Consider the following 21350-nt stretch of genomic DNA (forward strand, 5'->3'; position numbering starts at 1 on the left):
GTGCCCAGATGCCGCTGCTCGAGCCGAAACCAGGCGCTCTCCGCCCGACGACGAGCGAGGGGCCTTCACCCGACCGGGTCACCGACGACCGGGCGGCCGGCACCCCTGAGCCGCTGGCCCGCGACCTGACGGCCCTCCTGGGCCCGGAGAAGGTGCTGACCAAGGTCTCGGACCTCGTACGGTACGCATCGGACGCCAGCCCCTACCGCTTCCTCCCCCAGGTCGTGGTGATCGCCGAGACCGTCGCCGACATCTCCGCGGTCCTCGCGTACGCACACACCAAAAAGCGCGAGGTCGTCTTCCGGGCCGCCGGGACCTCCCTCAACGGGCAGGCCCAGGGCGAGGACATCCTCGTCGACGTACGCCGCCACTGGGCCGGGATCGAGGTGCTCGACGACGGCGCACGGGCCCGCATCCAGCCGGGCACCACGGTCGTACGGGCCAATGCCACCCTGGCCCGTCACGGCCGCATCCTGGGCCCGGACCCGGCCAGCGCCATCGCCTGCACGCTCGGCGGCGTCGTCGCCAACAACGCATCGGGCATGACCGCGGGCACCACCCGCAACTCCTACCGGACGCTCGCCTCGCTCACCTTCGTCCTGCCGAGCGGCACCGTCGTGGACACCGCGTCCCCGACCGCCGACGCCGATCTGGCCGGGACCGAACCCAACCTCTGCGCGGGTCTGCTCGCCGTCAAGGCCGAGATCGAGGCCGACACCGACCTCACGGAGCGCATCCGCGCCAAGTACGAGATCAAGAACACCAACGGCTACCGCCTCGACGCCTACCTCGACGGATCCACGCCCGCCGAGATCCTCCGCGGCCTGATGGTCGGCTCCGAAGGCACCTTCGGTTTCATCTCGGAGGTCGTCTTCGACACCCTCCCGCTGAACCGCCTGGTCTCCTCCGCGCTGCTCTTCTTCCCCTCGCTGCCCGCCGCGGCCGCCGCCGTGCCGCTCTTCAACGAGGCCGGCGCCATCGCGGTGGAGTTGATGGACGGCAACACCCTGCGCGCCTCGGTGAGCGTGCAGGGTGTGCCCGCCGACTGGGCCCGGCTGCCCAAGGAGACCACCGCGCTCCTGGTCGAGTTCCGGGCACCCGACGAGGAGGGCCGCCGCGCGTACGAAAACGCCGCGGCGCGGACGGTCGCCGGGCTCGAACTCATCACCCCCGTCGCCTCGGTGACCAATGAGTTCACCCAGGACGCCAAGACCATCGCCGGGTACTGGAAGGCCCGCAAGGCCTTCGTCACGGCGGTCGGCGGCGCCCGCCCCTCCGGTACGACGCTGATCACCGAGGACTTCGCCGTACCGCCCTCCCAGCTCGCCGACGCCTGCACCGCCCTGATCGAACTGCAGACCCGGCACGGCTTCGACGCGGCGGTCGCCGGTCACGCGGCCCACGGCAATCTCCACTTCCTGCTCGCCTTCGACGCGGCGAAGCCCGAGGACGTGGAGCGGTACGCCTCCTTCATGGAGGACTTCTGCCGCCTGACCGTCGAGCGGTTCGACGGCTCGCTCAAGGCCGAGCACGCCACCGGCCGCAACATCGCACCGTTCCTGGAGCTCGAATGGGGCCCCAGGGCAACGGAGTTGATGTGGCGTACGAAACAGATCATCGACCCGGCCGGGATCCTCGCGCCCCGCATCGTCCTGGACCGTGACCCCCGGGCCCATCTGCGCGGGCTCAAGACCATCCCCAAGGTCGAGCTCGTCGCCGACCCCTGCATCGAGTGCGGTTTCTGCGAACCGACCTGCCCCAGCCATGACTTGACCACGTCCCCGCGCCAGCGGATCGTGCTGCGCCGCGAGATGATGCGCCAACCGGGCGGCTCACCGGTCGAGGAGAGTCTGCTCGATTCGTACGGTTACGACGCCGTCGACACCTGCGCCGGGGACTCCACCTGCAAACTCGCCTGCCCGGTCGGCATCGACACGGGCGCGATGATGAAGGACTTCCGCCACCGGCGCCACACTCCGCGCGAGGAACGGATCGCGGCGCTGGCCGCCAAGAACTTCAAGACGGTCGAGAAGTCGGCGCGCCTCGCCGTGGCGGCCGCCGACCGGATCAGCGACCAGCTCCTGGGGTCCGTAACAGGCCTGGCACGCAAGGCGATTCGCCCCGACCTCGTCCCGGAGTGGCTGCCCGAGATCCCGGGCGCGGCGGCCCGCGCACTCCCCCGCACGGCCCGCTCCGGCGCCACCGCCGTGTACTACCCCGCGTGCGTCAACCGCATCTTCGGCGAGCCCGACGGATACCGCGGCCCCTCCCTCCCGCAGTCCGTCGTCCTGCTCGCCGAGCGCGCCGGGAAGCCCGTATGGATCCCGGAGGACGTCACGGGCACCTGCTGCGCCACCATCTGGCACTCCAAGGGGTACGACGAGGGCAACACCGTCATGGCCAACCGCATCGTCGAGGCCGCCTGGGGATGGACGGGGGGCGGAAAGCTGCCCCTCGTCGTGGACGCCTCCTCGTGCACGCTCGGCATCGCGCACGAGGTCGTCCCGTACCTCACCGACGACAACCGCCAACTCCACCGGGAGCTGAGGATCGTCGACTCGATCGTCTGGGCGGCGGACGAGCTCCTCCCCGAGCTCACCATGGTCCGCAAGGCGCGCTCGGCCGTCCTGCATCCGACCTGCTCCATGCAGCACCTGGGCGACGAGGACCAGCTCAAAACCGTCGCCGAGGCCTGCGCGGAGGAGGTCGTGGTCCCCGACGACGCGGGCTGCTGCGCCTTCGCGGGCGACCGCGGCATGCTCCACAAGGAGCTCACCGCGTCGGCCACCGCGAAGGAGGCAGCGGAGGTCACCGCCAGGGACTTCGAGGTGCATCTCTCGGCCAACCGCATGTGCGAGGTCGGCATGGACCACGCCACGGGCCGGAGCTACTTCTCCGTACTCCTGGAACTGGAGCGTGCGACCCGTCCCGGACCCGATTACCTGCGGCGCAGCTGACCCTCGGGCACCCGGCGCAGGATGGCTCATTCTGGGTCGGAGCGCAGAAAATCGATTGCCCTGAAGGTGGTGGGAGCGCGAACCTTGCACGGTTTGCGCCAACCATCGATCTCTGGGACGTCATGCAGATTCGCGATCTTCCGTATTCAGATCCCGGCGATCCGGACGTCCGGTCAGGCCCCCGCTTCCTGTACTGGCTGGGCCGCAACCAGCTGCCCGGACAGCTCAAGTCCCTCGCCTGGGGTCTGCTCCACCAGTGCGCCATCGCCGGTTTTCCGTTCGCCGTCGGGATGGCGGTGCAGTCCGTCATCGACCGCTCGGGCGGCCGTCTGGTGGTCTCCGGCGGCCTGATCATGCTGTGCGGCCTGATGACCGCCCTCGGCGACACCATGCTGCACCGCACCGCCGTCACCAACTGGATCACCGCCGCGGCCCGTGTCCAGCAGCTGCTGGCGCGCAAGACCGCCCAACTGGGCTCGGCGCTGACCCGGCGGGTCGCCGCGGGCGAGGTCGTGGCGGTCTCCACCGGCGATGTGGAGAAGATCGGCTGGTTCGTCGAGGCACTGTCGCGCTTCGCCGCCGCCGCGACCGCGCTGGTGCTGATCTGCGTCGGCCTGGCCTTCTACCTGCCGTCGCTCGGCGTGCTGGTCGCGATCGCCATGCCCGTACTGGCCCTGGCCGTACTGCCGTTGCTCCCCCGCGCCACCCAACGCGCCGACATCCAGCGCGAGAAGGCGGGCAAGGCCACCGAGCTCGCCTCGGACACCGTCGCGGGCCTGCGCGTCCTGCGCGGCATCGGCGGCGAGGAGCTCTTCCTCGGCCGCTACCGCCGCGCCTCGCAGGAGGTCCGCAAGGCCGCCGTGCGCAGCGCCCGTATGTGGGCGCTGATCTCGGCGATCCAGGTGCTGCTGCCGGGGCTGCTGCTGATCGGCCTGGTCTGTTACGGGGCGAAGCTCGCCTCCGAGGGCACGATCGAGGTCGGCCAGCTGGTCACCGTGTACAGCGCCGTGACGCTGATGCTCTTCCCGCTCAGGCACTTCGAGGAGATCGCGATGGCGTACTCCTTCTCCCGGCCCTCCGCCAAGCGCGCGGCGCGGGTGCTGTCGCTGGAGCGGACGTCGTACGAGACCGAGGCGACCGTGTCGGCCACCCCGTCCGGGGACCTCTACGACCCGGCCACCGGACTGCTCGCGCCCGCGGGCCGTTTCACCGCCGTGGTGTGCGGCGACCCGGACGCCGCAGGCGTCCTCGCCGAACACCTCGGCGGGCACGCGGCGGCCGAGGAGAAGGTGCCGTCCGTCCTGCTCGGCGGCATCGCGCTCGACGACCTGGAACTGGACGCGGCCCGCCGGGCCGTTCTCGTACAGGACAAGGATCCGGTGCTGCTCTCCGGCACGCTGCGCGAGCTGTTCGACGTTCCCTCGTCCGGTGAGGTGAGCGCCGAGGAAGCGCTCGACGCGGCGCACTGCGGCGATGTGCTGGCCGCGCTCGCGCAGGCGTCCGCCGACGACAGCGGGGACCCGATGCGCACCCGGATCACCGAACGCGGCCGCTCGCTCTCCGGCGGACAGCGCCAGCGCCTCGCGCTGGCCAGGTCGCTGGTCACCGACCCCGAGGTGCTGGTCCTCGACGAGCCGACCTCGGCCGTCGACTCGCACACCGAGGCGCGGGTCGCGGCGGGCATCAAGCGGCTGCGCACCGGGCGTACGACCGTCGTCCTCGCCTCCTCGCCGCTGCTGCTCGACCACGCGGACCGGGTGGTGTTCGTGCACGACGGCGCGGTCGCCGCGGTGGGTGTGCACCGCGAGCTGGTGCACACCGAGCCGCTGTACCGCGCGGTCGTCACCCGCGAGACAGAAGAAGAATCCCAAGCCTTCGCAGAGATCGAGGAGTCGGCATGATCGGCGTGGCGCCCCCGGCGTACGACCCGGCGGCACCCCAGACCGCCACCACCCTGCCGGTCGGCACGCCCGCGACCGTACGGACCTATGTGGCCGAGTTGATACGACGCCACCGCAAGGCCTTCGCCCTGCTGATCGGTGTCAACGCGATCGCGGTGATCGCCTCGATGGTGGGCCCGTACCTCCTGGGCTCCCTGATCGAGGACCTGACGGACGGGGCGAAGGAACTCCATCTGGAGCGCACCGCAGCCGTGTTCGGGCTCGCGCTCCTCGTCCAGACCGTCTTCACGCGGCTGGTACGGCTGCGCGGTGCGATGCTCGGCGAGGAGATGCTGGCCGATCTGCGCGAGGACTTCCTCGTGCGGGCGGTCGGGCTGCCGCCGGGCGTCCTGGAGCGGGCGGGCACCGGCGACCTGTTGTCGCGTATCACCACGGACATCGACCGGCTCGCGAACGCGATGCGCGAGGCCGTGCCGCAGCTCGCCATCGGCGTGGTGTGGGTGGCGCTGCTGATCGGCGCGATGACGGTGACCGCGCCGCCGCTGGCGCTCTCCGTGCTGGTGGCGCTGCCGGTGCTGATCGTGGGCTGCCGCTGGTACTTCAAGCGGGCGCCGTCGGCGTACCGCTCCGAGGCTGCCGGGTACGCGGCGGTCGCCGCCATGCTCACCGAGACCGTCGACGCCGGGCGCACCATCGAGGCCCACCGCCTCGGAGCGCGCCGCGTGGCGCTCTCCGACCAGCGGGTCGAGGAGTGGACGGCCTGGGAGCGGTACACGCTGTTCCTGCGCTCGGTGCTCTTCCCGGTCATCAACATCACGTACGCCACGATCCTCGGGGCGGTGCTGATGCTCGGCGGCTGGTTCGTCCTGGAGGACTGGATCACGGTCGGCCAGCTGACGACGGGCGCGCTGCTGGCGCAGATGATGGTCGACCCGGTCGGCCTGATCCTGCGCTGGTACGACGAGCTGCAGGTGGCGCAGGTGTCCCTCGCCCGGCTGGTGGGCGTACGGGAGATCGAGCCGGACGCCGGCGACGAGCGGATCGGGCCCGACGGGCGCGCGGTCCGCGCCGACGATGTGCACTTCGGCTACCGGGAGGGCGTCGACGTCCTGCACCGGGTGACCCTGGACGTGCCGCCGGGAACGCGGATGGCGCTCGTCGGCCCCTCCGGTGCGGGCAAGTCGACGCTGGGCCGGCTGCTCGCCGGGATCTACGCACCACGTACGGGTGAAGTCACCCTGGGCGGCGCCGAGTTGTCCCGGATGCCGGCGGAGCGGGTGCGTGAGCACGTCGCACTGGTCAACCAGGAGCACCATGTCTTCGTGGGCTCCCTGCGCGACAATCTGCTGCTCGCGCGGACCGGGGCGGGGGACGCCGAACTGTGGGCGGCGCTCGGCGCGGTCGACGCGGACGGCTGGGCGCGCGCCCTGGAGGAGGGCCTGGACTCCGAGGTCGGCTCGGGCGGCACCGCTCTCACCCCGGCACAGGCCCAGCAGATCGCGCTGGCCCGTCTCGTACTGGCCGATCCGCACACGCTGGTCCTCGACGAGGCGACGTCTCTCCTGGACCCGCGGGCGGCCCGCAATCTGGAGCGGTCCCTGGCGCGGGTCCTCGACGGCCGTACGGTCGTCGCGATCGCGCACCGGCTGCACACCGCGCACGACGCGGACGTGATCGCGGTGGTGGAGGAGGGCCGGATCAGCGAGCTGGGCAGCCACGACGAACTGGTCGCGGCGGACGGTGCGTACGCGGCGCTGTGGCGGTCCTGGCACGGATAGAAAACCCCGGGGCGACCTCGGCTAGGGTGCGTTTTCATGACGGGCGAGTGGGTCGATTCGGCGGAGCGGATCGGCAGCGATCTGCATCTGGACCTGTCGGGCCCCGGCAGTCGCCGTGCCGTGCTCATCGGGGCTCTGCGTGATGCGGTACGGGAAGGACGTCTGGCCCCCGGGACCCGGCTGCCCCCGTACCGCTCGCTCGCCGCCGACCTCGGGATCGCGCGCAACACCGTCGCCGACGCCTACGCAGAGCTGGTCGCCGAAGGCTGGCTGACCGCCCGGCAGGGCTCCGGCACCGAGGTGGCCAGGCGTGCCGAGCCCGTCCGCCCCGCGCGCGTCCCGAAGAAGGCGCCGGGGCGTCCGGCCGCGCCCGCGCACGACCTGCAACAGGGCCGGCCGGACGCCGCGTCCTTCCCCCGTACCGCCTGGCTGGCAGCCTCCCGGCGCGCCCTGAACGCCGCCCCGAACGAGGCCTTCGGCCCCGGCGACCCGCAAGGGCGCCTTGAGCTGCGGAGCGCCCTGGCCGACTATCTGGCGCGGGCCCGCGGGGTCCGCACCACCCCGGACCGGATCGTGGTCTGCTCCGGTTTCGCCCACGCGCTGCGGCTGCTGTACGGCGGCGGGGTGCTGCGCGGTCCCCTCGCCGTGGAGTCGTACGGCCTCGCCTTCCACCGCTCGCTGCTGGATGCCGCGTCGGTCCGTACGATCCCCTTGTCGCTCGACGAACACGGCGCTCGCACCGAGGAGTTGAGCTCTCTCAAGGGCGTACGGGGAGCGCTCCTCACCCCGGCCCACCAGTTCCCGACCGGCGGTCCGCTGCACCCGGACCGGCGGGCGGCCGCGGTCGACTGGGCGCGTTCCACCGGGGGCGTGCTGCTGGAGGACGACTACGACGGGGAGTTCCGCTACGACCGCGAACCGGTCGGCGCGGTCCAGGGCCTCGACCCCGAACGCGTCCTCTACATCGGCTCGGCCAGCAAGAGTCTGACCCCCGCACTGCGGCTGGGCTGGATGGTCCTCCCCGAGCAGCTGCTCGCCCCGGTGCTGCAGGCCAAGGGGGAAAGGGAGGGTTCGGCGAGCATCCTCGACCAGCTGACGCTCGCCGACTTCATCGCCTCGGGCCATTACGACCGTCACGTACGCCGGATGCGGCAGCGCTACCGGGCCCGCCGCGACCTCCTGCTGGCCGCACTCGCGGACGGCGCCCCGCACATCGCGCCGACGGGCATCGCGGCCGGTCTGCACGCCGTGCTGCGGCTGCCGCCCGGTACGGAGCGCACCACGCTCAAGGCCGCGGCCTGGCAGGGTCTCGCCCTCGACGGGCTCGCGGGCTTCCGCCACCCGGCCGCCACAATGCCCGCCGCGGACGGACTGGTCGTCGGATACGCCACCCCGCCCGAGCATGCCTACGGTGCGGCTCTGGAAGCGCTGGTCAGGGCGCTCCCACCGGCACCGGAACCTCAGATGTAGCCGAGCGCCGCGGCGCAGCCCACCCCGCCCGCCACCATGAACACCGGCATCAGCACCTTCAGCTCCACCCAGCTGCCGGCCCTGAACCGCATCAGCTTCGGCGGTCCGATCGGGTACCAGCGCCTGCGGCCGATGGGAATGGGCCACAGGATCGGGCATCCCGACACCGTGAGCGCGTCCCCGATGTCGTGCACGAGCGCGCCCAGCACGATCGGCAGACCCAGCCACATGTACTCCTGGCCGGGAGAGGTGAACAGCCAGTCCGCGCCGTTCCCCGGCTTGTCCAGGACCCCCGCGAGGATCCATGCGCCGGCCGCGGCGAGCAGCCACACCAGTACGTCGCTGCTGGTGCCGCGCGCCGCCCGCCACAGCAGGCCCTCGATCGCGAGGACCAGGTGGACGAAGAGGATGCCGAGGACCGCCCACCGGCCGCCGAAGATGGCCGTGGCCGAGATCCCCGCGCCGAGCAGCACCGCCCACACCCAGGTGTGCGTGAGGGTGCGGTGGCCGCCGTTCCTGCGCGGGTCGCCCTTGGCGCGGGTCGCTTTGTAGACGCCGGCCGAGATCTTGTCGACGATCTCGCAGAGCGCCCAGGAGACAGGGCCGAAGGCCCGCGAGATGGTCGCGGACTTGTGGTCCAGGTCGGGCGCGAGGGCCGCACCCGCGCAGATCAGTGCTCCGACGACGAGCACGGGCCACGGCATCGGGTGACCCTTGGCGGCCGCAGCCGCCCCCACCCCCAGCCAGGCTGCCGCTCCTGACAGAGAGTGTGCCGGTCCCATCATGGTCGTTCCCGCCCCATTGCCGTTGTGGTGAAGCCAGTTGAGGGATGAGCGTATCGCTCGTGATCTTCGTCCGGCCGTCCGGTTCCCTGATCCGTCTCTCCGGCAGGCAAGATGGGGGTGTGACCCTTATCGATCAGCTGCCGCCGACCGCCGACCCCGACGCCCTCTTCGAGGCCTTCTCGTCATGGGCGGAGGGCCAGGGCATCACTCTCTACCCGGCCCAGGAGGAGGCGCTGATCGAGGTGGTCTCCGGGGCCAACGTGATCCTTTCCACCCCCACCGGGTCGGGAAAGAGCCTGGTCGCGGCCGGTGCGCACTTCGCCGCACTGGCCCAGGACAAGGTCACCTTCTATACCGCCCCCATCAAGGCGCTGGTCTCGGAGAAGTTCTTCGACCTCTGCAAGCTCTTCGGCACGGAGAACGTCGGCATGCTGACGGGCGACGCCTCCGTCAACGCGGACGCCCCGGTCATCTGCTGTACGGCGGAGATCCTGGCCTCCATCGCCCTGCGCGACGGCAAGCACGCCGACATCGGCCAGGTCGTGATGGACGAGTTCCACTTCTATGCGGAGCCGGACCGCGGCTGGGCCTGGCAGATCCCGATCCTGGAGCTCCCGCAGGCCCAGTTCATCCTGATGTCCGCGACCCTCGGCGACGTCAAGCGCTTCGAGGAGGACCTGACCCGCCGCACGGGCCTGCCCACGTCGGTGGTCAGCTCGGCGACCCGCCCGGTCCCGCTCAGTTACGAGTACCGCCGCACCCCCATCACCGAGACGATCACCGAGCTCCTGGAGACCAAGCAGTCCCCGGTCTACATCGTGCACTTCACGCAGGCGGCCGCCGTCGAGCGCGCGCAGTCGCTGATGAGCATCAACATGTGCTCGAAGGAGGAGAAGGAGAAGATCGCCGACCTGATCGGCGCCTTCCGCTTCACCACCAAGTTCGGCCAGAACCTGTCGCGTTACGTCCGCCACGGCATCGGCGTCCACCACGCGGGGATGCTCCCCAAGTACCGCCGCCTGGTCGAAAAGCTGGCGCAGGCAGGCCTGTTGAAGGTCATCTGCGGTACGGACACCCTGGGCGTCGGCGTCAACGTCCCCATCCGTACGGTGCTGTTCACCGCGCTCACGAAGTACGACGGGACGCGGGTGCGCACCCTGCGCGCCCGTGAGTTCCACCAGATCGCGGGCCGCGCAGGCCGGGCCGGCTTCGACACGGCGGGCTTCGTCGCCGCGCAGGCGCCCGAACACGACGTGGAGAACCAGAAGGCCCTCGCCAAGGCGGGAGACGACCCGAAGAAGCGCCGCAAGGTGGTCCGCAAGAAGGCCCCCGAGGGCTTCGTCGGCTGGTCGGACGCCACGTTCGAGAAGCTGATCGCCGCCGACCCCGAGCCGCTGACCTCGCGCTTCCGGGTCACACACACCATGCTGCTCTCGGTGATCGCCCGCCCGGGCAACGCCTTCAACGCGATGCGCCACCTCCTCGAGGACAACCACGAGCCGCGCAAGGCGCAGCTGCGCCACATCCGCCGCGCGATCGCGATCTACCGCTCGCTGCTGGACGGCGGCGTGGTCGAGCAGCTCGACACACCCGACGCCGAGGGCCGCATCATCCGCCTGACCGTCGACCTCCAGCAGGACTTCGCGCTCAACCAGCCGCTCTCCACCTTCGCGCTGGCCTCCTTCGACCTCCTCGACCCCGAATCCCCTTCCTACGCCCTCGACATGGTCTCCGTCGTCGAGTCGACGCTGGACGACCCCCGGCAGATCCTGGCCGCCCAGCAGAACAAGGCGCGCGGCGAGGCGGTGGGCCAGATGAAGGCCGACGGCATCGAGTACGAGGAGCGGATGGAGCTCCTCCAGGACGTCACGTACCCCAAGCCCCTGGAAGAGCTGCTGGTCCACGCGTACAACGTGTACCGCAAGAGCCACCCGTGGGTCGGCGACCACCCGGTCTCGCCGAAGTCCGTCATCCGCGACATGTACGAACGCGCCATGACCTTCACGGAGTTCACCTCCCACTACGAGCTGGCGCGCACCGAAGGCATCGTGCTGCGCTATCTCGCGGGCGCGTACAAGGCCCTGGACCACACCATTCCCGACGACCTCAAGTCCGAGGACCTCCAGGACCTCATCGCCTGGCTGGGCGAGCTGGTCCGCCAGGTCGACTCCAGCCTCCTGGACGAATGGGAGCAGCTCGCCAACCCCGAGGTGGAGACGGCCGAGCAGGCCGCCGAGCGCGCCGACCAGGTCAAGCCGGTCACGGCGAACGCCCGCGCCTTCCGCGTCCTGGTCCGCAACGCGATGTTCCGCCGCGTGGAGCTGGCCGCGCTCGACCGCGTCTACGACCTGGGCCAGCTGGACGCCGAGTCCGGCTGGGACCAGGACGCGTGGAGCGAGGCGATGGACGCGTACTGGGACGAGTACGAGGAGCTGGGCACGGGCCCGGACGCCCGCGGCCCGAAGTTGCTGATCATCGAGGAGGACACCGCGCACGGCCTGTGGCGTGTCCGCCAGATCTTCGCCGACCCGAACGGCGACCATGACTGGGGCATCAGCGCGGAGGTGGATCTCGCGGCCTCCGACGAAGAGGCCCGCGCGGTGGTCCGCGTCACCGCGGTCGGCCAGCTCTGACCCCTCCGACTTCACGGGAGAATCACCCATGACGAACCCCGCCGAGCGCCTCGTCGACCTGCTCGACCTGGAGCAGATCGAGGTCAACATCTTCCGCGGCCGCTCTCCGCAGGAGTCCCTGCAGCGGGTCTTCGGCGGCCAGGTCGCGGGCCAGGCGCTGGTCGCGGCCGGGCGTACGACGGAGGGCGACCGCCCGGTCCACTCCCTGCACGCGTACTTCCTGCGCCCGGGCCGCCCCGGCGTCCCGATCGTCTACCAGGTGGAGCGGATGCGCGACGGCCGCTCCTTCACCACGCGCCGGGTCACCGCGGTCCAGCAGGGCCGCACGATCTTCAACCTGACGGCCTCCTTCCACCAGCCGGAAGAGGGCACCTTCGAGCACCAGCTGCCCCCGGCCCGCGAGGTCCCCGACCCGGAGTCGCTGCCGACGATCGCCGAGGAGGTCCGCGAGCACCTGGGCGAACTCCCCAACGCCCTGGAGCGGATGGCCCGCCGCCAGCCTTTCGACATCCGTTACGTCGACCCGCTGCGCTGGACTCAGGAGGAGATCAAGGGCGCCGAACCGCGCAGTGCGGTCTGGATGCGGGCGGTCGGCCCGCTCGGCGACGACCAGCTGGTGCACACCTGCGCCCTCACGTACGCCAGCGACATGACGCTCCTCGACGCGGTCCGTATCCCCGTGGAACCGCTGTGGGGCCCGCGCGGCTTCGACATGGCGTCGCTGGACCACGCGATGTGGTTCCACCGCCCGTTCCGCGCGGACGAGTGGTTCCTGTACGACCAGGAGTCCCCCATCGCCACGGGCGGCCGTGGCCTGGCGCGCGGCCGGATCTACGACCGGGCGGGGAACCTCCTGGTGTCGGTGGTCCAGGAGGGTCTGTTCCGCCCGATGGACGTACGGCACACGGGCGCGGCAAAGCCCCAGTCCTGACGTCACCGCCTGCGGCGCGATCGCGGCGCGGTGTGCGGGACGCGTGCCGCCCCCGGCCCGTGGACCGGCGGGAGCGCCGGACGTGCGGGCCGGGGGCGGCATTCGGTGGAGTCGCGAGGTGTCAGGACGCGCTGGGCAGCGCGGCCAGGACAACCTTGGTCGAGCCTCCGTCCTCGCGGTCCATGGCGTAGAACGCCACCTGGCCCCGGTTGTTGATGCCGATGCCCTCGGTCGGCACCCAGCGCGAAGAGTCGATCATCGCGCTCAGGTCGTACATCCGGCCCTCGGGGTCCCATACGACCGGATGGTCGGAGTCGGGAGCGACCTCCGCGTTGCCCACGATCCAGCCCGCGTCATTCACCTTCAGCGCCTTGGCGCTGAAGCCGAAGTCGGGCAGCCGGGTCATCGTGCCGCCGGGCTTGAGCACGAACGCGTCGTCACCGCTGGTGCCGACGATCTCGCCCGAGGAGTTGACCGCTTCGGCGTAGCTGTCGGCCATGCCGGGCAGCGTGCCCAGGTCGGTGATCGCACCGTCGGCGTCCCACCGGACGGCGCGGCGCTTGCCCTCCTTGGACGAATGGCCGACCACCACACCGGAGTTGTTGATGGCGATCGGCTCGGTCAGGTTCCGGCTGTCGGTGAGGTGCGGCAGCTTGCGGAAACCGTCCTTCGCGGTCCAGGCGAACCCCTCGTTCACCTCGACGTTGCGCCCCGTCGCCGGGTCGGTGACGCTGCCGGTGGCGTTGCCGACCACCGTTCCCGCGTCGTTGACGGCGAATCCGCGGGCGAAGCGGTACGCGGCCCAGTCGGGCAGCGGCAGGGCGGTGAGTTTCCCGTCCGCGTCCCACAGGACGGCCCGGGTGCCCTGGGTCAGTGTGAGCTGCCCGGTGGCGTAGCCGGTGGTCGCGCTCTGGTTCAGTGCGTGACCGTCGCGTGCGTCCCCGTTGTCGAGCAGGGTGACGCCGTTCTGCGCGTCCCAGCGGATCGCCCGGCTCCTGCCGGAGATCTGCTGGGATCCGGATACGCGCCCGTTGTCGTCCAGGCTGAAGCCGATCGCCGGGCCGAACGAGGCCGTGACGTCCACGTGCGGACTGGTGACCTTGCCGAGCAGTACGTCGGCGCTGCCCAGCGTGGTGTTCGCGTCCGTGGCCAGCGAGAACCGGCCCACCAGCCGGCGCCCCGCCGGCGGCGCGGTGTCCGCGACGAGACGGCCACGCACCTTGACGGACTCACCCGTGCCCAGGCGCTGCGGCGTGTCCTGGTCCACGGTGGTCGTGCCGAGCGACGTCGAGAACATCGTGTCCTGGATGTCGAATGTGGTGCTGCCCGAGGGCACGTCCGTACCGGCGATGAAGAGCAGGTAGTAGCCGGGCGTGGGGTGGTTCAGCGCGATCGACTCGCGTGACCCGCCGTTGGTGGAGGAGGCGATGAGCGTCCCGGACTGGGCGACCAGGTACAGGTCGAGGTCGGCGTTCTCGTCGGAGGCGTTGCCCATCGACACCTCAAGACGCGTCGCGTCCCTCGGCACCGTGATCTGCTTGCCGGTCATGTCCTGGTCGGCGACGGTCGGGTGCGCCTGGGACAGCGCGCCGAGCGGGCCGCCCACCGCGTGAGCGGTCACCGGTGCGAACCGGTTGACGGCCGTGAACGACTTCTCGGTGGGCGCGTGGACCGCCGCCTCGTCGATCACCGAGGACGCCGGGTCGAGCACGGCACCCTGCACGGTGGCGGTCAGCCTGTACGGGTTCTCCAGCACGGGCGACGTGCGGCGCGCCTCCACCTCGAACTCCCAGACACCGGGCATCGGTTGGGCGTACGTACGCGAACCGGGAGCGCAGTCCTCGGCGTCCGAGAAGTGGGTGAAGCAGCGGCTGACGGCGGTGTCCTCCACCGGCTTGCCCTGGGGGTCGATCGCCAGGAAGCGGGTCTGGCTGTCGTCGGCGACGCCGGACAGGTCCACCTTCAGCGCCGCGGAGCCCTCGGGGACCGCCACGAAGACGGACCGGGTGCCGTTGCGGTCGACCGAGCCCTTGTCGGACACGGCGTACGACGGCTTCGCGGGCGCGGCGGCGGCCACGACGGTGACCGGAACGAGACGGTCGACACCGGGCGTTGCCGGGTCGTCGACGCGCAGGAGTGCCGAGTGTGCGCCCGTGCTCTTCGCCTGGGCCCGGATGCTGATGGTGGTGGCCTTGCCCTCGGACAGCCTGACGCTGCGCGGAGCGCTGAACGTACCATCGTTGCCGAGCCATGACAGCTCGGTCGTGCTGCTGCCGGATCCGGTCCGGGTCAGCTCCACCGCGTAGTTCTTCGCGTGGTGGACCTCCTGCCCGCCGTCGCCGGGAGCGCAGCGGTTGTACACACCGGTGCCGGACTTCGGGGTGGCCAGCAGTCCCGCGAGGACTCCGCAGACCGGCGCCTTGACGGCGTACGCGGTCGGCTGGGTCTTCTTCGCCAGCCGCTTCCATGCCGCGGGGACGGAGATCAGTCCGGCGCCCTGCGCGTACGAGGGCCGGCCGGGAAGGTACGTCGCGGAGCTGGTCAGCGCGGTGCGCAGCGCGGCGGGCGTCGCCTTGACGCCGGTGTCGGCCGCCGCGGAGAGCAGCAGGGCGACGGCGCCGGTGGCCTGCGGCGATGCCATCGACGTACCGTTGAACATGCCGTAACCGGCGGGCAGTTCATACCCTGCCTGCGGGACGCCCTCGCCGGGCAGCCACGTCGGTATGGACGACACGGCGGCACCGGGGGCGATGATTTCCGGCTTCATTCCGCCGTCCTCGCGCGGACCGCGCGCGGAGAAGGGGAACAGCGACTGGCGGTCCTCGACCCGGGAGCCGTAATCGGCCCACCAGGTGTCCTTGCTGACCGAGGCGCCCACCGCGATGACCTTGTCGGAGATCGCCGGGTCGGCGACGGTGTTCATGCCGGGACCGTCGTTGCCGGCCGAGGAGACGATCTGCACGCCGTACTCGTCGATGAGGCGGTTGTAGAGGACCGCGCGCACATTGTTGCCGTCGTTGAGCGCGGGCAGCCCGCCGATCGACAGATTGACCACGTCGGCGCCCTTGTCGACGACGACGTCGATCATGCCTTCGGTGAGCGCGTAGGTGGTGCAGCCAGAGGCGAAGAGGCAGACCCGCTCGGAGACGATCTGCGCGCCTGGCGCGGCGCCGTCCATCTTTCCGCCGAACAGCCCGTGGCCTGCGGTGATTCCGGCGACATGGGTGGCGTGCGCGCCGGAGACGATGCCGATGTTCACAAAGTCGGCGGTCTTGCCGACGCTGGTGCCGCCCCGCGCGGAGAGGTCCACGTCGTCGCGGGACTCAACGGTGAAGGGCATCGACTCGACGACGGGCGTGGCCGGGTCGTCGGTGCCGAAGGTCCCCCAGGTGCCGCTCTGCGCGTACGGCTCGACGACATCGGAGTCGCCGAACGTCGCGTCCAGGTTGGAGTCGACCCACACCCGGTGGTCCGACTTGCGGTACAGGACACCGAACTTGTCGGTGTAGTCACCGTCGCGGTTGACGTCGCCGCCCAGTTCGCTGCCCCACGTCACCTGCTCCTGGAAGATCTGGAACTCGTACGTTCCGTCAGGGGCTTTGTAGTCCACCCCGCCGTAGCGGAAAGCGCCGTTCGTGGCGGTGACCTTGAGGCGCATCTCCAGCCACGTCGGGTCGGCGTCACTGACCGGGTCGGTCGCCGTCACCCAGTCCTTGATCTTCGGCTTGCCGGTCGTGGTGGTGCGCAGGGCCGGGTGGGACGGGTCGACTCCGGTGTCCAGGATGCCGACGGTCACTCCGCGGCCGTCCCAGGAACGGTGGCTCTGGGTGAAGTCGGTGGCGCCCGTCTCGGCCACGGGCAGATACGGGTTGTCCGCCGGGGTGTTCTTGCCGGGCGCGGCCGGGGTGGTGGAGCCGGCGGACCCCGTGCCCTTGGTGTTCTTCTTGTCCTCGGTGGTGACCGGCGAAGGATCGGGGATCTTGTACGTCTCGTTCAGGTCGACGGCGCGGACCGAGGTCAGCGCGGCGAGCGCGGTGACCTTCCCGGTGGGCACGGTGGCGCGTACGTAACCGAGCTTGTCGTCCGCCTTGACGACATGACCGCCGAGTTCCGCGACCTTGGCGCGCAGCGTCCCGGTGTCGCCCTCCCCAGTGGCCAGCATGACGGTCACCGTCTTGCTCTTCTTGCTCTCGGCCTGCTGCAGCAACGTGCGGTCGTGCGAACCCAGCCTGTCCCGCTGGGACGTCAGCGCCTTCTTCGGCGCTTTGGGCACGGCTGTGCCGAACGGGTGTGGCACATCGGCCGCTTGGGCGGGAAGGGCCGACAGGCTCAGCAGCGAGCCCGTCAGGCCGACCGCCAGAACGCCGGCGGTGAACCGCCGTCTGTGGCGGGTGATGAGGCGGGACATGGGTGCCCTTTCGCATGGCGTGGAGCCCGGTGGTACCGGGACCTCGTCGATGACATCCGCCAACACCGTGGGCGACGGCGGATGTTGATGGGCACGGTCTACCGAGTCGACGACGGCCGGCGCACGCGATCCGGGTGGCAACTGTTCGCCACGGCGTCAACTCGCCACAGCCCGCCGCTGCGGCAAGGCGCCGCATACAAGCCCAAAGCAGGCGCAGGGCTGGCGACTTGCCGACTGACGCAATCTCGCCAGCGGAGAGCTCTTCCCGCCGACCGTGCCGACACCTCATGATCATGCGATTGCCCGCCTCCCGTCGCCCACAAGGAGAGGGGAGGCCCCGTCCCTGCCCAGAGCGGAGCCAGGAATCATGACGCATGCCCCGGGGCGCAGACACCGCGCCATGGCCGCGGCCGCCACCGTGCTCGCCACCCTGACGGCCACGGCTCCCGCCGCGGTCGCGGCGCCGGAACCCGCCGGACCGTCGAGTGCCCACGCCGTACTCGCCTCACTCGACGACCAGGAGACGCAGGCCCTGCACCGTATGGCCGGACTGGACGTCGGCGGCCTGCACATCACGGACAAGGCCGCGCTGCGCAGCACCGCGCCGGTCGATGTGATCGTGCAGTTGAGCACGCCACCCGCCCGGACCGCCCGTCTCCTGGCGGCGACCGAAGGACGCACTGTCAGCGACGCCGAGGCGCGCGACGCGGTGAAGAAGGCTCAGGACACGTTCCGTTCGGGGCTCGACGACATGTTCGCAGCGGCGGACAGCAATAAGTCGGCGAAGAAGGAGGCCGCCCCACGGCCGGGGCGCACCTTCACCCACAGCTTCGACGGTGTGAGCCTCAGGCTGCCGGGCAACCGCGTCGCCGATCTGCTGGACAACGAACAGGTCACCGCCGTCTGGCCGGACACCACGGTCAAGGCGCTCGCCCAGGAGGCTCCGGCGCGCGACACCCCTGCCTCCGGCTCCGAGCAGGACACCGATGACGGGGTGGCCCGGCTGCACTCCGAGGGCATCACCGGCAAGGGCGTCAAGGTCGGCATCATCGACACCGGCATCGACTACCACCACCCCGATCTGAAGGCTGCCTACGCGGGCGGGTACGACTTCGTCGACGACGACTCCGACCCGATGGAGACGACGTACGCCGACTGGAAGGCCTCCGGCCTGGCCGAGACCAACCAGGGATCGACCTACTACACCGAGCACGGCACCCACGTCGCCGGAATCGTCGCGGGCCGCGGTGCGGATTCGAAGGAGCGCGCCGCTCACGGAGTCGCACCCGGCGCATCCGTGTACGCGTACCGGGCGCTCGGCCCGTACGGCAGCGGTCGCACCAGCGACATCGTCGCCGCGATGGACCGCGCCGCCGACGACGGCATGGACGTCGTCAACATGTCCCTCGGCGCGGCGATCAACGACCCGCTCAGCCCGACGTCCATAGCCGCCGACAACCTCGTGCTCAACGGAGTCACCACGGTCATCGCCGCCGGGAACAGCGGACCGGCTGCGAACACCCTCGGCAGCCCGGGTGCCGCCGCTCTGCCGCTGACTGTCGGCGCGCACGACGAGCCGATGACCCTGCCGGAGTTCACGCTGGAGGCCGGCGGCGGCACGGGCGAGAGCAGGCTTCTCGCACAGCCCTTCGGTGACGCGCTGGACAAGCTCGTCTCGGGCAATTGGCCCGTGGCCGATGTCTCCACCGGCACCGCCGCCGGGTACACCGGCAAGGACGTGACGGGAAAGGCCGTCCTGGTGCGCCGCGGCGGGATCAGCCTCGACGAGAAGGTGCGGCGCGCGCGGACCAAGGGCGCCGCGGCCGTGCTCCTCGTCAACGACAACGCCACCGAGGGCCACATCCCGGCCTACCTCGGTGAGAGCCCGGCCTACGTCCCGGCCTTTTCCCTCACAGCGGCCGACGGCGCCGCGCTGGCCGAGAGGACCGCCGACGGGACCGCGCGGCTGTCGTTCGCCGCCCACGGGACCTTCCAGCTCGGCAACGGCGCGCTGGCCGACTTCAGTTCGCGCGGCCCGGTGTACGGCACCGGCGACATCAAGCCGGAGATCACCGCTCCCGGTGTCAGCGTGCTGTCGTCCGTCCCGGCGGACGTCGTCGCCCCGGAAACCGGGGACTACACGTACGCGTACGCACGCCTCAGCGGGACCTCCATGGCCTCTCCGTACGTCGCGGGGACAGCGGCCCTGATGCTCCAGCGCGACCCGCGACTCACCCCCGACGCCATCAAGACAGCGCTGATGAACACCGCGCGCCCGCTGCCCGGCCGGGTGAGCGTCTTCGACGCGGGCGCGGGCGGCATCGACCCGTACGCCGCCGCGCACGCCACGGCCTCGCTCCAGGCCGCGGCCCGCACGCCTTTCGTCGCGCTCGACGGCACTACCACCGAACTGGACCGCCATACGGGCGCCCTCGACCTCGGTGTGCTCCCGCTCGGCAAGGCGGTGCAGACCGAACAGCGGCTGAGTCTCGTCAACAGCACTGACACGAAGGGCCGTTACGCCGCACGCGTCGAGTTCACCCGGGGCAGCGGCGCCTCCGGGGATGCCGAGGCCGCCCACATCACGTTGAGCACCGACGACCGGGTCGACGTGAAGGCCCACGGCCGGACGACGGTGCGCACCGCCCTTCGGGTGCCTGCCAGTGCCCCGGCCGGCTACTACGAGGGTTACGTGACGCTGACTCCCGTACAGGGCAAGGCACTTCGGACGATCCGCATGCCCTTCGGGCTGCGCGTGGCGAAGTCCGGCTTCGACGAGATCACCATGACGAAGTCGGTGATGTCCACGAACCAGTACTCCGACGCCGGTTCCGCCAACGGCGGGACGGCCACCTTCGACCTGCGGATGGCGGGGCAGCTGCGCAGCGTCGACGTGTTCCTCACCGACGCCCACGGCAAGGATCTCGGATACATCGGCGGCGTCAGCACGGTCGGTCTCACCGAGGGCGTCCTCTACGGTCCGGTGACCGTCGGCAGCTGGTACCACCCGCTGACCGGACGCAAGGCCACCCCCGTCGACCCACGGGGCCGCTGGGCCGACGACGGTTCGTACAGGCTGCGGATCGTGGGCACCGACGCCCACGGCGGCACGTCCACGGAACTGCGGGACATCTATGTGGACTCCCACGCACCGTCCTACGACGACGCTTACGGCGCCTGGGACCCGGCCCGCCCCACGGTCGTCCAACGCCCGGCCGACGCCACCTCGTTCGCCGTCACCGGCACGCTGCTCGACAAGGAGACCGATGCGATCCACGCGTCCGGACTCGACATCGGCCAGGACGACAACCAGCTCTACTACTCCACCTACAGCCCCAACGCACCCACCGGCCACACCAACGCCGACGCCCAGGGCAAGGTGAACCTCCAGGTCCCGATCTCCGCGGGCCCGCCGACCACGTACCTCAAGCTGTGGCCGACGGACGCCGCGGGCAACATCGGCGGCGTCCGCATCGTGAATGTGATCAAGGCGGGGGTGCCGTACGCCGTCGGGGACGCGAGTGTCGCGGCGGCACGCGATGGCGATCGGGTCACGTACACCCTCACCGCGCACGACCTCGAGCAGTGGAAGTCGTTCACCTCCCAGATCCGCTACGACGACCGCAATGTGAAGCTCGTGGGCGTCGAGCCCACCGCCGAACTGGCCGCGCACAGCCCATCCGCGATCCGCAGGACCGATGTGTCCAACGGGGCGCTGTCGTACAGCACCATCGGATTCGACGTCGACGAAGCGGCGGGGCTGAGCGGTGACTCGATGCCCTTGCTGAAGGTGACGTACGAGGTGTCCGGGGAGCACTGGACGGCCTCGGCGGGGCTGAACACCGGCTCGACGTACGCCGTCGACACGGCGGGCGCCAAGGTGCAGCTGCTCACGCAGTACTACGGCTCGGTCCGCATGCTGAACCCGCAGTCCACCTTCGGTGCGCGGCCCGCGGCCCAGGCGCTGCTGACCGAGGGCCAGGCCTTCGACGCCGGGCGCGACTACCGTCTCGACGGCATCGAGGCGTCCCTGACCGCACCGGACGGCACCCGGCGGATCCTGACGGGCGACGCGCTCGGCAAGATGTCGGCCGACGCCCTGACTCCGACCGAGAAGCCGTACCGCTTCGAGGTCAAGGTGCCCGGCCACTTCACCTGGTCCGAGGACATCGATCTGGGGCTGCACGGATACGGGGCCGTGTCCGGCACCGCGGGCTCGTCCCAGGCGGCCCTGGTCGCAGGTGACGTCAACGGAGACGACGTCATCGACGTCCGCGACGCCGCCGCCGTGTACGCGTCGCGCGGCACCGCGAACCGGGCGGCCGACATCGACCACAACGGCACGGTGGACGCCCGGGACCTGCACTGGGTGGTGCAGAACTACCTGCGGCACAACACCATGTCCGACCGCGTCACCGATCCGGTGAAGCAGCTGCACGGCAGGACCCTGGAGGACTACGCGCACCTGATGTGACCCACCGCCCGGG

At 70.9% G+C, this 21350-nt stretch carries 9 protein-coding genes; 7 read left to right on the forward strand and 2 right to left on the reverse strand.

Annotated elements, in window-relative coordinates:
• Positions 1–8 precede the first annotated feature (8 nt).
• The 4 genes from AB0H78_RS28350 to AB0H78_RS28365 all read left to right on the forward strand — a co-directional run bounded on the left by AB0H78_RS28350 (position 9) and on the right by AB0H78_RS28365 (position 8106).
• Positions 9–2957, forward strand: coding sequence for an FAD-binding and (Fe-S)-binding domain-containing protein (locus AB0H78_RS28350; protein ID WP_363237469.1), 2949 nt, complete (start codon positions 9–11; stop codon positions 2955–2957).
• A gap of 122 nt (positions 2958–3079) precedes the next feature.
• Positions 3080–4858 carry an ABC transporter ATP-binding protein gene (locus tag AB0H78_RS28355; protein ID WP_363237470.1) on the forward strand — a complete coding sequence of 593 codons (1779 nt, stop codon included), beginning with the start codon at positions 3080–3082 and terminating at the stop codon, positions 4856–4858.
• On the forward strand, positions 4855–6636 hold the full coding sequence (locus tag AB0H78_RS28360) for an ABC transporter ATP-binding protein (RefSeq protein WP_363237471.1): 1782 nt from the start codon (positions 4855–4857) through the stop codon (positions 6634–6636). The genes AB0H78_RS28355 and AB0H78_RS28360 overlap by 4 nt, the downstream gene beginning before the upstream one ends.
• 36 nt (positions 6637–6672) lie before the next feature.
• A complete protein-coding gene (locus AB0H78_RS28365; RefSeq protein WP_363237472.1) occupies positions 6673–8106 on the forward strand; it encodes a PLP-dependent aminotransferase family protein in 1434 nt (477 codons plus the stop codon).
• Here the strand turns inward: AB0H78_RS28365 and AB0H78_RS28370 are convergent.
• The gene (locus tag AB0H78_RS28370) at positions 8097–8891 is read right to left on the reverse strand and encodes a metal-dependent hydrolase (protein ID WP_363237473.1); all 795 of its coding nucleotides are present in this window, start codon (positions 8889–8891) and stop codon (positions 8097–8099) included. The genes AB0H78_RS28365 and AB0H78_RS28370 overlap by 10 nt on opposite strands.
• 119 nt (positions 8892–9010) lie before the next feature.
• Here AB0H78_RS28370 and AB0H78_RS28375 point away from each other — a divergent pair, with 119 nt between their 5' ends.
• Both AB0H78_RS28375 and AB0H78_RS28380 read left to right on the forward strand, forming a co-directional pair.
• Positions 9011–11524, forward strand: coding sequence for a DUF3516 domain-containing protein (locus tag AB0H78_RS28375; protein WP_363237474.1), 2514 nt, complete (start codon positions 9011–9013; stop codon positions 11522–11524).
• A 28-nt stretch (positions 11525–11552) separates the two neighbouring features.
• Positions 11553–12455: an acyl-CoA thioesterase II gene (locus tag AB0H78_RS28380; protein WP_363237475.1), complete on the forward strand. Its 903-nt coding sequence runs from the start codon at positions 11553–11555 to the stop codon at positions 12453–12455.
• A 121-nt stretch (positions 12456–12576) separates the two neighbouring features.
• On the opposite strand, the gene AB0H78_RS28385 is transcribed toward AB0H78_RS28380, so the two are convergent.
• Positions 12577–16863: a S8 family serine peptidase gene (locus tag AB0H78_RS28385; RefSeq protein ID WP_363237476.1), complete on the reverse strand. Its 4287-nt coding sequence runs from the start codon at positions 16861–16863 to the stop codon at positions 12577–12579.
• Positions 16864–17230: 367 nt separating this feature from the next.
• Between AB0H78_RS28385 and AB0H78_RS28390 the strand changes: the two genes are divergently transcribed.
• Positions 17231–21337, forward strand: coding sequence for a S8 family serine peptidase (locus tag AB0H78_RS28390; protein ID WP_363237477.1), 4107 nt, complete (start codon positions 17231–17233; stop codon positions 21335–21337).
• The last annotated feature ends 13 nt before the right edge of the window (positions 21338–21350 follow it).

The organism is Streptomyces sp. NPDC050738, assembly GCF_040654175.1.
GTDB lineage: Bacteria > Actinomycetota > Actinomycetes > Streptomycetales > Streptomycetaceae > Streptomyces.